At 74.6% G+C, this 12,629-nt stretch carries 10 protein-coding genes; 4 read left to right on the forward strand and 6 right to left on the reverse strand.

Translation table 11 applies throughout. From position 1 onward, the window contains the following. Positions 1-138: 138 nt before the first annotated feature. The 6 genes from ACFVXH_RS18705 to ACFVXH_RS18730 all read right to left on the reverse strand — a co-directional run bounded on the left by ACFVXH_RS18705 (position 139) and on the right by ACFVXH_RS18730 (position 7,327). Positions 139-1,299: a CopD family protein gene (locus ACFVXH_RS18705; protein ID WP_387825035.1), complete on the reverse strand. Its 1,161-nt coding sequence runs from the start codon at positions 1,297-1,299 to the stop codon at positions 139-141. A gap of 97 nt (positions 1,300-1,396) precedes the next feature. Then, a complete protein-coding gene (locus ACFVXH_RS18710) occupies positions 1,397-2,833 on the reverse strand; it encodes an MATE family efflux transporter (protein ID WP_387825642.1) in 1,437 nt (478 codons plus the stop codon). Between the two features lie 40 nt (positions 2,834-2,873). Then, the gene (locus ACFVXH_RS18715) at positions 2,874-3,905 is read right to left on the reverse strand and encodes a cysteine synthase family protein (RefSeq protein ID WP_387825038.1); all 1,032 of its coding nucleotides are present in this window, start codon (positions 3,903-3,905) and stop codon (positions 2,874-2,876) included. Positions 3,906-3,954: 49 nt separating this feature from the next. Further along, the gene (locus tag ACFVXH_RS18720; protein WP_380744606.1) at positions 3,955-5,298 is read right to left on the reverse strand and encodes a Y4yA family PLP-dependent enzyme; all 1,344 of its coding nucleotides are present in this window, start codon (positions 5,296-5,298) and stop codon (positions 3,955-3,957) included. Beyond that, positions 5,289-6,278 carry an ornithine cyclodeaminase family protein gene (locus ACFVXH_RS18725; RefSeq protein ID WP_387825041.1) on the reverse strand — a complete coding sequence of 330 codons (990 nt, stop codon included), beginning with the start codon at positions 6,276-6,278 and terminating at the stop codon, positions 5,289-5,291. Before ACFVXH_RS18725 ends, ACFVXH_RS18720 begins: the two co-directional genes overlap by 10 nt. A 59-nt stretch (positions 6,279-6,337) precedes the next feature. Continuing rightward, positions 6,338-7,327, reverse strand: coding sequence for a TauD/TfdA family dioxygenase (locus ACFVXH_RS18730; protein WP_387825044.1), 990 nt, complete (start codon positions 7,325-7,327; stop codon positions 6,338-6,340). Between the two features lie 374 nt (positions 7,328-7,701). Here ACFVXH_RS18730 and ACFVXH_RS18735 point away from each other — a divergent pair, with 374 nt between their 5' ends. From ACFVXH_RS18735 to ACFVXH_RS18750, 4 genes are read left to right on the forward strand one after another with little or no spacing between them, the layout of a single operon-like run. Then, positions 7,702-9,261, forward strand: a complete 1,560-nt coding sequence (locus ACFVXH_RS18735) for an ABC transporter substrate-binding protein (protein ID WP_387825046.1) — start codon at positions 7,702-7,704, stop codon at positions 9,259-9,261. Next, the gene (locus tag ACFVXH_RS18740; RefSeq protein WP_387825049.1) at positions 9,258-10,238 is read left to right on the forward strand and encodes an ABC transporter permease; all 981 of its coding nucleotides are present in this window, start codon (positions 9,258-9,260) and stop codon (positions 10,236-10,238) included. Before ACFVXH_RS18735 ends, ACFVXH_RS18740 begins: the two co-directional genes overlap by 4 nt. Beyond that, entirely contained in the window at positions 10,235-11,086 is an 852-nt protein-coding gene (locus tag ACFVXH_RS18745) for an ABC transporter permease subunit (RefSeq protein WP_375873026.1), read from the forward strand. Before ACFVXH_RS18740 ends, ACFVXH_RS18745 begins: the two co-directional genes overlap by 4 nt. An 11-nt stretch (positions 11,087-11,097) precedes the next feature. Then, positions 11,098-12,591: an ABC transporter ATP-binding protein gene (locus ACFVXH_RS18750; protein ID WP_380782505.1), complete on the forward strand. Its 1,494-nt coding sequence runs from the start codon at positions 11,098-11,100 to the stop codon at positions 12,589-12,591. The last annotated feature ends 38 nt before the right edge of the window (positions 12,592-12,629 follow it).

A 12,629-nucleotide genomic window follows, 5' to 3' on the forward strand; every position in this document is an offset into this window, starting at 1 on the left:
GGTGTGGGGGGGGCTAAGCCCCGCCCGGCCCCGGCCCGGCCCCCCCCGCGGGGGGTGGGGGGGCGCGGTTTGTGCCGCCGGCCGCGGGGGCGGCACCGGGGGGGCCGCCGCCCGGGGGCGGCGGCCCCACGTCCGTCGTCAGGCGGTGGCGCCCTGACGGCGGGCCAGGGCGTCGGAGGCCTTGGCGGTGGCGTAGAGGGAGACGCCGAGGGCCAGCACGAGGGCGGCGCCGGCCGCGAAGACGGTGCCGGAGGAGACGGCCTTGGCGTCCGCGGCCTCGGCGCGCGCCGATCCGGTGATGAACGGGACGACCGCCAGGACGGCGACGCCGAGGGCGACCTCTCCCCACACGACCTTCGGGAAGTGCCGCAGCGTGAGGTGGAGCAGGGAGGAGGTGTCGTCGGTGCGCCGGGCGTGGGCGATGCGGGGCATCAGCCAGAACTGGTTGAAGGCGCCGGCGGTGACGAGGCCGAGGACGAGGAGGACCTTGACGAGCAGGGCGAGGCCGTAGCCGGTGGTCCACAGCTGGGAGACCGCGCCGACGTGCTTCCAGCTGAGCCAGAGGCCGGAGACGGTGACGGCGGCGACGCAGACCATGGCGACCAGGCTGAAGCGGCGCCACAGGTCCGCCCACACCAGGCCGGCGCCCGTGCCGAGCCGGCCGCGGGTGCCGGCGAGGGCGACGAGCAGGGCGAGGCCGCCGAGCCAGACGGTGCCCGAGACGATGTGCGCCTGGTCGAGGAGGAGGTCGAGCCAGCGGTCGAGTCCGGCGGGGGTGCTGGTCGGGACGGCGGCGATCAGGGTGACGGCGAGGGCGGCCGGCAGCGCGGTGAGCGCTATCGCGTCGACGTGGCGGCGTACGGCCGGGACGAACAGGGCGGCCAGCAGGACGGCCGTCGCGGCCAGGACGGCGTTCTGGACGAGGTAGACGGTGCCCTGGGCGATCCAGGCGCCCTTGGCGGCCGGCGCCTGGAGGTAGTCCCAGAGCCTGCCGGGGGCGAGGGCGTCACCGAAGGGCATGCCCTTGCCGGCGCGGGCGAGGCGGGCGGCGAGCTGGAAGTAGCCGGCGACCAGGAGGACCACGCCGGACACGGCCAGGTAGGTCGCGGCCCTGGCGCGCAGGACCCTGGAGTCGTCGGGGTCCGCGCCGCGCAGGGCGGGGCGGACGGTGGTGGCGTAGGTGACGGTGGTGCCGATGGCCGCGCTGAGGCCGAGGAAGTAGCCGGCCTTGGTCAGGACGCGCCACAGCGGGGGCAGGACGTACGGGGTGGCGGTGGCGGCGAGCGAGGCAGCGTGCATGGGGGAGTCTCACGTGGTGGTGGGTGGATGCGGAGCAGGGTGGTGCGCCGGAGGGCGGGCGGGGTGGCGCCCGCCCTCCGGCACCGCCGACGGGCTGTCAGGCACCGGCGGCGACGGCGTCGGGTGCTGCGGCGGCCCTGGCGGTGAGGGCGCGGCCGTAGCGGCGGAGGAGGAGGACCGCGGTGGTGGCGAGGCCGATCAGCAGGCCGAACCAGAGGCCGCGGGTCTCGCCGCCGAGGGGGTAGGCGAGGAGCCAGGAGGCGGGCAGGCCGACGGCCCAGTAGCCGACGAGGGTGATGCGGAAGCCGCTCCTGGTGTCGTCGAGGCCGCGCAGCAGGCCGACGCCGATGTTCTGGGCGCAGTCGAAGAACTGCAGGACGGCGACGACGACGAGCAGGCCGGTGGCGATCTCCAGGCCCTGCTGGTCGGTGGGCGCGTTCGGGTCGAAGTAGGGGCGCAGGACGAGGTCCGGGAGCGCGAGGTAGAGGGTGCCGACGACCGTCATCACCACGGCGCCGCAGGCGAGCGCGGTGTTCTTGATGCGGCGGGCGGCGGCGTACTCGCCGAGGGCGAGTTCGCGGCTGACGTTGATGGACGCGGCGTGCGAGAGGCCGACGGCGACCTGGAAGACGATGTAGATCAGCTGGTTGACGGCGGTGTGGGCGGCGAGCGCGGCGGGGCCGAAGCTGCCGGCGAGCAGCGCGGTGACGGAGAAGAACCCGGCCTCGGAGCCGTAGGTGGCGGCGATCGGCGTGCCGAGGCCGAGCAGGCGGCGGACGGTCGCGGCGTCGGCGCGCCAGAAGTCCAGGCTCAGCAGCGGCGCCAGCCGGTCGTCGCGGCGGGCGGAGGCGTAGAGGGCGAGGAAGGACAGCAGGTAGACGCTGCTGGTGGCGACGCCGATGCCGGTGAGGCCGAGCCGGGGCAGGCCCCAGGTGCCATGGATGAAGGCCCAGTTGAGGGCGGCGTTGACGGCGACGGAGGCGAGGGTGATCCGCAGCAGGGCCTGGGGGCGGCGCATGCCGACGGTGAACTGGCGGATCGCCTGGAACCAGAGGCAGGGCACGAGGCCGGGGGCGAGGGCGGCGAGCATGCCCTGGGCGCGGTGGGCGACCTCCGCGTCCTGGCCGAGCCAGGTGGCGGCCTGGCCGATGAGGACCATCAGGACGGCGCCGGCCAGTCCGGCGAGGGTGGCGACGGCCATCGCGGCCCGCACCAGGCCCCGGACTTCCTGGTCGGCGGTGTCGGTGTCGGCGTCGGTTCCAGTGGGCTCGGCGGTTCCGGCGCGTTCGGCCCGGGCCGCCGCGGCCGCCACCTGGTTGCCGACGGAGGTGACCAGCCCGACGCCCATGGTGCGGAGCTGGTTGAAGATCACCAGGGCGAGGCCGCCGGCCGCGAGGGCCTCGGTGCCCAGGACGCCCATCATGATCGTGTCGGTGGTGGTGAGGGCGACCTGGGCGAGCTGGGTGAGGGCGAGCGGTACGGCGAGGGCGGCGAGCGCGCGGCTGTCGCGCGCCAGGGTGGTCAGCTGCTGCATGGTGGGTGTCACGTCTCTGGGTGTCACGTCTCTGGAGGTGTCAGGGCCTGCGGAGTTTGGCGAGGGATTCGTCGATGTTGGTCTCGACGGCCTCGTCGAGGAGGTCGCGGGCCGTCATCCAGTCGTCGTTGAAGACGGTGTCCAGGTACTTCTCCCCGCCGTCGTTGATGAACGCGACCATAACGGCGTCCGGCGGCAGGGTCGTCAGGCGGGCCAGGGCGTCGTGGACGACGCCGCCGGCGGAGCCGCCGATGAGCAGCCCGGTGCGGCGGGCGACGACGCGGGCGGTGGCGAAGGCCTCGATGTCGCCGACCTTGACGCCCTCGTCGATGAGGTCGTAGTCGACGAGCAGGCCGATGGTGGCGCCCTCGGGGGTGCCGGTGCCGGACTGGTAGTAGTCGTGGGCGGGCGGGCCGAAGGCGATGGAGCCCTTCGGCTCGACGCCGACGACCGTCACGTCCGGCACGTACGCCTTGAGCTCGCGGGCGGTGCCGCACAGCCCGCCGCCGGTGCCGACGGCGCCGACCAGCACGTCGACCCGGTTGTCCAGGGCCTGGGCGATCTCCCGGCCGACCGCGTGGTAACCGACCGCGTTGCTGGGGTTGTTGTGCTGCTCGGTGAAGAAGGTGTTGTCCTTGCCGCGGGCCATCTCCTCGGCGAGCTCCTCGCGGGCGGCGGTGTGCAGCTCCTCGCCGTCGGTGTCCGCGTCGACGTACACCAGCTCGGTGCCCATGGCCTTCATGCCGCGCAGCTTGTCGGCGGCGGCGTGGTTGTCGACGACGGCGGTGAAGCGGTAGCCGCGTTCGGCGGCGACCACGGCCAGCCCGAGGCCGGTGTTGCCGGAGGTGGACTCGATGATGTGGCCGCCCTCGCGCAGCTGTCCGCGCTCCTCGGCGTCGAGGACCATCTGCCGGGCCATGCGGATCTTGGCGCTGCCGGTGGGGTTGAACATCTCCAGTTTGAGGAACAGGCGGGCGCCGTTGTCGGCGCGGGCGAGTTCGAACAGCGGGGTGTAGCCGATGAGGTCGGAGATCCGGGTGACCACCGGGGGGCGGTGCAGGGCGTCGGTCATGGCGGGGGGCTTCCTGGTGAGCGCGGTGGGCGGCGTCGGATCAGTGGGATCAGAGGGCGGGGCGGCGGTCGAGGCGCCAGCGCGGTCGGCCGTCCTCGTGCTGGACGACGACCTTGGCCGGCAGGGGGAGGTCGTGGAAGGGGGACTCGTTGGAGTCCATCTGGTAGCCGGCGGTGTTGGGGTAGACGAGGAGGTCGCCGACCCGGGGCCGGGCGGGGAAGGGGATCTTGCGCCAGGTCAGGAGGTCGGAGTCGAGGCAGCTGGCGCCGCCGACGCACGCCCGGTACTCCTCGGCCGGCTGGCCGGGAGAGCGGGGAAGGAGTACGGGCTCGGGCAGGTACTCGCTGTTGAACCACTGCTCGGACAGGCTCAGGCTGGTGCCGTCGACGGTGACGATGCCGTATCCGGCCCGGTCCTTGACGCCCTGGACGACGAAGACGGAGGAGCCGGCCCGGTCGAGCAGCGCGCGTCCGGGTTCCAGCAGCAGCGTCACGCCGGCCTCCCGCAGCCGCTCGGCCAGGTCTGGCCCCTGGCCGCCCGGGCGGCCGGTGAGGATCGAGCGCAGCGCGTCGGCCCCGGCGACGGGGGAGTGGTAGGGGTAGAAGTCGCCCGTGGTGAACGTCCGGCCGCCGTGGTAGTGCCCGGGCTCCTGCTCGGCGAGGAACAGCTCCCAGGCGTCGGCGGGCACGTAGTCGACGGCGAAGCCGCCGCCGATGCTGATCCGGTCCGCCGGCAGGCCCATCGTCCGGGCCTTGAGGCACAGGTCGACGAGTTCGCCCGCGAGGTCGGTGCGCGGCCGCACCTCGTAGCCGGACAGGTGGAAGCTGAAGCCCTCCATCCGGACCCGCCCACCGGCCGCGGCGCAGCGCGACAGCGCGGCGTCCAGCTGGTCGTCGTCGAGGCCGAAGCGGCTGCGGGGCTGGGCGGGCGGGTGACGGCGCAGCAGGAGGCGGACGGGCCGGGGGACGTCCAGGTGCAGGACGCGCTCCAGTTCGTCGAGGGCGTCGACGGCGATCAGCGCGCCCTGGAGGGCCGCGATGCGCAGCAGGGCCTCGGACTTGGCGGGGCCGGTGACGACGAGGTCCTCGCCGCGCACGCCGTGGCCGAGCGCCTCGCGCAGTTCGCCGAGCGAGGCGACGTCGACCCCGGCCCCGGTGGCGGCGCAGCGTTCGACGAACGCGGCGGCCTTGTTGGCCTTCTTGGCGTAGTAGACCCGCCCGTCCACGCCGGTGTCGGCGAGGACGGCGCGGAACGCGGCGAGGTTGGCGTCGAAGCGCTCGGGCAGCAGGTAGTGGAACCCTCCGCCGAGGCCGTGGGCGAGTTCGTGGAGCAGGCCGCTCGCGTGGAGGCGCTCGGCGAGTGGGTCGGGGTGGGCGGGCAGGGTCAGCGCCACAGGTCCACCTCGGTGCCCAGGCCCTGGTCGGCGGCGAGTTGGGCGAAGCGGTGGCCGAGCGCGATGTCGGTGACGACCAGGCCGCTGTTGTAGGCGAAGATCCGCTGGTCGGGTGCGGTACGGGCGTTGGAGGCGCCGGAGACGGCGGCGGGCAGTTCCAGGTCGACGGCGGGCAGGGTGCCGTCGGCGTCGGCCATGTCGGTGCCGGTGACGCGCATCTGGGCCTCGCTGGTGGCGATCACCCGGTCCGCGCGGTGCAGCGTGGACGGGGCGAGGCCGTGGCCGACGAGGATCGCGGTCGCGCCGGGCTTCAGCCAGTCGGCCTCGACGGCGGCGGGGGTGTGGCCGCCGGCGGTGGCGACGATGACGTCCGCGTCCCGGGCGGCCGCTTCGAGGTCGGTGACCAACTCCAGCTCGCGGCTGGGGAAGTGGCGCTCCAGCTCCTGGCGGACGGCGGCGATGCCGTCGGGGTGGGTGCCGGAGAGCAGCAGGCGCTTCAGCCCGGGCAGCGTGGTGAGCAGGAACGGCAGCGCGAGGCGGCCCTGGGTGCCGGTGCCGATCACCAGCGCGGTGGCGGCGTCGGGGGAGGCGCACTCGCGGGCCAGCAGGGCGGAGACGGCCGGGGTGCGCAGCGAGCCGATGCGGGAGCAGTCCATCATGGCGACCGGCAGGCCGGTGACGTCGTCGTAGACGGTCAGCGTCGTGTAGTAGTGCTGCTCGTCGCGGCCCTTGTCCAGGCCGTGCTTGTACGAGGTCTTGAACGCGACGACGTTGCGCACCCCGTCGCGGCCGAGCATGGCGTAGGAGACGGAGTGGCCGTCGGCGGGCTGGACGGTGAGCTTGCGGGGGTTGTCGGACCGGCCGGCGGCCAGGGTGCGGTAGGCCTGTTCGACGGTGTCGACGACGTCGGCCAGGGTGATGTCCAGGCCGGCGAGGTCGCTGGTGGAGAGTACGCGCAGGGTGGTGTCGTCCCGGTCCACGCGGGTGCCCTTTCGGTTCGGTGAGGCGGCGTCTGGAAAGCAGGGGGGAGAGCGGGCGGTCAGGAGGCCCAGGCGGTGAGGGCGGCCTGGCCGTAGCCGTGCTCGTCGTGCTCGGCGAGCGGGCGGGTGGGGCGGTCCTGGACCCGGACGGAGGCGCGCTTGAGCCAGCGGTCGGTGCCGTCGTAGCGGGCCCGGAAGGGGACGCGGCCGTGGACGACGAGGTCGTTGTCGACGACCAGGACGTCGCCCGGCTCCAGGCTCACCGCGACGGACACCCGGGCCAGCTCTTCGCCCAGGCGCTCGTAGGCGCCGCGCCAGGCCTCGTCCGTCCCCTCCAGCGGGGTGTAGGCGGGGTCGTAGCGCATGGTCAGGCCGTCGGGGGAGTCGAAGAGGGTGGGCACCGGGGCGGGCCGTCCGGGGAACTGCTGGGCCTGCTCGTAGGCGTCGTCGGGCAGGATCGGCGCGACGGGCCGCTTCAGCTGGTCCAGGTCGGCCTGGGCGAGCGCGGTCAGCCGTACGCCGGCCGCGGTGGTGGCGATCCGGTCGTGGTTGCGCATGCAGCAGAGCAGCAGCAGGTGGGCGCGGCCGGGGTGGAAGGCGTCCTCGGTGTGCGGGGTGAGCAGGACGGAGCTGGAGGCGCCGGTCTGCTCGCTCTCGCGGCCGGGCGAGGGCACGATGTTGTGCACGAACCGGCCGTCCTGCTGGCCGTCCCAGGCGATCGGGGTGCCCATCAGGGCGGAGACCAGCAGCAGCGTCACGTCCCACAGCGCGCCGGCGTCGCCGACGGTCGACCAGTGGCCGGGGGTGGGGCCGAGTTCGGTGTCGTCGGGGCGCAGGCCGCGCAGCACGAACAGGCCGTCGGCGGTGTCCACCGGGCGCAGCGCGTGCCGGAGTTCCGCGCTGAGCCGGGTGCGGGTCGCGGGCAGGTCGGCCAGCAGGTCGGGGCTGGTGGCGGAGCCGTGGCGGGCCAGCAACTCGGCGGCGGTGTCGGTCAGTTCCGTGGCGGTGGCGGTGTCGAGGCGGCGTACCGGGGCAGGGCAGGTGGGCACGGCGGGACCTTCCGGGGGCGGGACGGGAGAGGTGTGCGAGCACGCGGCATCACCGCACCGGTGTGGGACGGGCGGGAGCAGCGCGTGGGGCGTGGGTCCGGGGCGGCTCGAACGGCCGGACGACATGAACGTAACAACGACTTCGAAGTAAGGCAAGCCTTACCCAAATCGGATGTCTACATTTACGTAGTCTCGGCTTCCGGCGGCGGCGCACAGGCCGCTCAGGGTCAATTCTGCTGCTCACGCGGCGTTTTGGGAGCGAGGGGCGCACGGCCGGAACGAGGGTGCGCTCCGCCGGGCGGCTTGCGGGCGGCCTCGAACTTAGGGTAGGTAAGCCTAAGCAAATCGAGCGCAATCCGAATCGAGGAACGAACGTGCGCGTCACCCGACGACAGTTGCTGTGGGCCGGTGCCGGTATCGGGGCGGCCGGTGCGCTGGCAGCCTGCGGCAGCGGCACGGGCGGATCCAAGGACGCCGCACCGGCCGGTACGGCGTCCGCGCAGCCCCGCGCCGGGGGAACGCTGAAGGTCGGCGCCCTCGGCAAGGCCTCGGCGATCACCCGTGACCCGCACGGCACCCAGGCCAACGAGAGCGACTACCTGATCATCAGCCTGCTCTACGACACCCTCGCGATACCCGGGGACACCGCCAACACCGTCCCGCGCCTGGCCGCCTCCTGGAAGCCGTCGGAGGACCTGACGACCTGGCGCTTCACGATCGCCGACGGCGCCGTCTTCCACGACGGCACCCCCGTCACCGCCGACGACGTCATCTGGTCGTTGCGGCGCCTGCGCGACACCCCGGCCGGAAAGAGCCGCCTGCCCGGCATCCAGCCCGAGGGCATCAGGGCCGAGGACCCGAAGACCGTCGTCCTGGTCTCCGACTACCCCAACGCGGACCTGCCGCTGCAGACCCGCCTCACCACCTTCGTCCTCAAGAAGGACACCAAGGACGACGCGATCGCCGGAGCCCCCGGCACCGGCCCGTTCAAGCTCGACTGGTACCGCGACGGCAACGCCCGCCTGGTGCGCAACGACCACTGGTACGGCGGCAAGGTCCTCCTCGACGCCGTCGAGGTCCGCCTCTTCGAGAGCCCCCAGGCCATGGCGAACGCCCTGCTCGCCGGGCAGATCGACGTCGCCTCCAACGTCGGCGCCGTCGCCGCCCGCACCGCCGAGGCCCGCAAGGACGTTCAGATCCTGCGCCGCCCCAACGACATGGCGATGCCGATCGTCATGCGCACCGCCGACGGCCCCTTCGCCGACCCCCGGGTGCGCGAGGCGCTGAAGCTGGCGGTCGACCGCGACGCGATGGTCAAGCAGGTCCTCTCCGGCTACGGCAGCGTCGCCAACGACATCCTCGGCACCGGCGACCCCGCCCTCGCCAAGGACATCCCCCAGCGCACCCGCGACCTCGCCAAGGCCAAGCAGCTCCTCGCGGACGCCGGATTCGACACCTCCCGGACCTACGACCTCATCACCACCGAGGACATCTCCGGCCTGGCCGAGTCCGCGACCCTGTTCGCCACCCAGGTCCGCGAGGCCGGCGTGAAGATCAACGTCGTCAAGCAGGACTCCAAGGTGTTCTGGGACGCCACCTGGCTCAAGGGCACGCTCTACACGACGTACTGGGGCACCAACGACTCGGTCGTCTTCTTCGCCGCCAAGACGATGCTCTCCGACGCCGGCCAGAACGAGTCCGGCTTCAAGGACCCCGCCTTCGACGAGGCCTACCGCACCGCCATGGGCACCGCCGACGCCGCCGCGCGCGGCACGCTGCTGCACCAGCTCCAGGAGATCGAGTTCGCCAGGTCCGGCTACCTGCTGTGGGGCATGGCCGACGGCATCGACCTCGCCGGTGCCGCCGTGCGCGACCTGCCCAAGCTCCCCGGCTACGGCCGCGTCCAGCTCGAGAAGACCTGGCTGTCCCGTTGACCACCCTTCAGCCGCACAGCGTCCCGGCCCGCATCCTCCCCGGTGCGGGCCGGGTCGCCCGGCAGGCCGCCCGGCGCCTGGCCATGCTCGTCGTCCTGCTCGCCGGCGTCTTCGCCGCCGTCGAGCTCCTCCCCGGCGACGCCGCCGGCGCGACCTCCGACCGCGGCGTCACCGCCGCCGACCTCGCCGCCCGCCGCACCGCCCTCGGACTCGACCGCCCGGTCGCGGAACGCTTCTGGGACTGGATGACCGGCCTGCCCACCGGCGACCTCGGCACCACCGCGCGCGGCCAGCACGTCACCGACGTCCTCGCCGGCCCCTTCCCCAACACCCTGCTGCTCGGCACCCTGGCCCTCGCCCTGAGCACCATCGGCGCCCTCGCCCTGGGGAGTTGGGCCGCGCTGCGCCCCGGCGGGCGCACCGACCGCGCCGTCGACGCGCTCTCCACCGCCGCCTTCGCCCTGCCGGAGTTCGTCGTCTCCGTCGCCCTGCTGCTCCTGCTCTCCCAGTGGACCGGCTGGCTGCCCGCCGTCACCCTCACCGGCCCCGACGGCGCCCCCGAATCCTGGACCATGCTCGTCCTGCCACTGCTCTCCCTGGCCGTCCCCCAGATCGGCTGGAACACCCGCATCGTGCGCGGCGCCCTCGCCGACCAGGCCGCGCTGCCGCACGTCCAGGCCGCCGTCCTCGACGGCCTGCCGCGCCGGCGCGTCCTCGGCCACCACATACTCCCCGGCGCGCTGCCCGCCATCGCCGTCGGTATCGCCACCTCCGCCGGCATGCTGCTGGGCGGCACCGTCGTCGTCGAGACCCTCTTCAACTACCCCGGCATCGGCGCCGTCCTGGCCGGAGCCATCACCGACCGCGACACCCCGCTCATCGCCGGCGTCGTGGCCGCGGCCGGCGCCGCCATCAGCCTGCTCCTGCTGCTGGCCGACCTCGTCCGCACCACCGCCCTCGGAGAGGAGCGCCGATGACCGCCGACGCCCCGACAGCAGCGGCCCCCGCGCCCGCCACCCGGCGCACGGCGCGCGCCCTCGTCCGCGCCGTCCCCGCGCTGCTCCTCGTCCTCCTCGCCCTCGTGGGGCCGCTCCTGGCGCCCCACCCGATCGACACCCCGGTCACCTTCCCGTACGCCGGGGCCGGCGCCGACGCGCCGCTCGGCGGCGACCAGCTCGGCCGCGACGTCCTCAGCCGCCTGCTGACCGGCGGCGCGCCCCTGATCGCCACCGCCCTGGCCATCGCCCTCGTCGTCACCGCCGCCGCCACCGCCCTCGGCATCCTCGCCGCCCTGCGGCCCCGGCTGGGCCGGTGGATCGAACGCCTCGCCGACCTGACGATCCTCCTGCCCTCCGTCCTCGCCATCATGCTCATCGCCCTGGCCTGGCCCGCCGGGGGACGCCTGGCCGTCGCGGCCGCCGCCGTCCTCCTGGGCATCCCGTACGCGGTGCGCATCGTCGCCGCCGCGGCCGCCCCCATCGCCGCCACCGGCTACATCGAGGCGGCGGCCGCGGGCGGCGAACGGCTGGGGCACCTGATGCTCCGCGAGGTCCTGCCCAACCTGCGCTCCACCCTGCTGGCGCTGTTCGGCCTGCGCTTCGTCGAAGGCGTCTACATCGTCTCCGTCGCCGCGTTCCTCCAGCTCGGCCCCCAACCACCCGAGGCCGACTGGGCGCTGATGATCCGCGAGAACGCGGCGGGCATCACCCTCAACCCCTGGGCCGTCGGCGCGCCCTGCCTGGCCATCGGCCTGCTCGCCATCAGCGTCAACCTCGCCGCCGAAGCCCTCGCCCCCGCCCGGCCCACCCCGGAGACCCCGCTGTGAGCACCCCCGCTGTGAGCAACCCCGTTGTGAGCGCCCCCGACCCCGCCGCCCGCGCCACCGGCCTGACCGTCATGCTCGGGGACACGCCCCTGCTCACCGACGCCGACCTCGCCCTCGTCCCGGGCCGGGTCCACGCCATCACCGGCCCCTCCGGCGCCGGCAAGACCACCCTGCTGCGCGCCCTCGTCGGCGCCCTCCCGCCCGGCGCCCGCGTCAGCGCCGGCGGCGTCGACGTCCTCGGCCAGGACATCCTCGCCCTGCCGCCCGAGGAACTGCGCCGCCTCCGCCGCCACCGGCTCGCCTTCGTCGGCCAGGACCCGGGCTCCGGCCTCAACCCGCGGATGCGCGTCGAGCGCCTCGTCACCGAGACCGCCGCCGACCGCCGCCGCACCTCCGTACCCGAACTGCTGCGCACCGTCCGGCTGCCCGCCGACGAGCGCCTCGAACACCGCCGCACCGCGGGGCTGTCCGGCGGCCAGCAGCGCCGGGTCGCCCTCGCCCGGGCCCTCGCCCGGCGGCCGGAGATCCTCCTGCTCGACGAACCCACCGCGGGCCTCGACGCCGCCCTGCGCGACGACATCGCCGAGCTGCTGCGCTCCATCGCCGAGCGCGACGGCATCGCCATCGCCTTCACCAGCCACGACCCCGACTTCGTCGCCCGCTGCGCCGACGACGCCCTCGCCCTGTGGCCCGCGCAGGCCCCGCCGTCCGCGCCGTCCGCGCTGGCCGCGCCGGCCCGCCCGGCGACGGTGGTGGCCGAGAGCGGGCCCCGGCCTGCCGAGGGCGGCGGCCCCGTGCTGAGCGTGCGGGCACTCGGCGCCCACACGGGCAGCGGCCGCACCCGGCGCACCGTCCTCGCGGACGTCGACCTCGACCTGACCCCGGGCACCCTCACCGGAATTGTCGGCCCGTCAGGCTGCGGCAAGACCACCCTGGTCCGCACCCTCGCCGGACTCCACACGCCCGACACCGGCACCCTCACGCTCCACGACCAGCCGCTGGCCGCCTCCTACCGGCGCCGCACTCGCGACCAGCGCCGCCGCATCCAGCTCGTCCCGCAGAACCCCCTCGGCGCCCTCAACCCCGCCCGCACCGTCGGCGCCACCCTCACCCGGCCGCTGAAGCTGCACTTCGCCCTGCCCGCCGCCCGGTGCGAGGAGCGCGTCGCCGAACTGCTCGACGCCGTCGGGTTGCCCGCGCACTACGCGGCCCGCCACCCCCACGAGCTCTCCGGCGGGCAGCGCCAGCGGGTCTCGCTGGCCCGCGCCCTGGCCGCCGAACCCGACGTGCTGCTCTGCGACGAGGTCACCTCCGCCCTCGACACCGACACCGCCGCCGCGCTCATGGACCTCCTCGACGGCCTGCGCACCGGCCGGGGCCTGGCGGTCGTCCTGGTCAGCCACGACCGTCCCCTGGTCACCGGCCGCGCCGACCACGTCCTGCCGCTCGGGGGGCCGTTGTCCGCACCGTCCGTGACCAAACAGCCCGCGGGCAGCGTGCGCTGACCCGGCGCCGCACCGGCTACGGGAGCCCCGCCGGTCGC

Source organism: Kitasatospora sp. NPDC058184 (assembly GCF_042883725.1).
Classification (GTDB): Bacteria; Actinomycetota; Actinomycetes; order Streptomycetales; family Streptomycetaceae; genus Kitasatospora.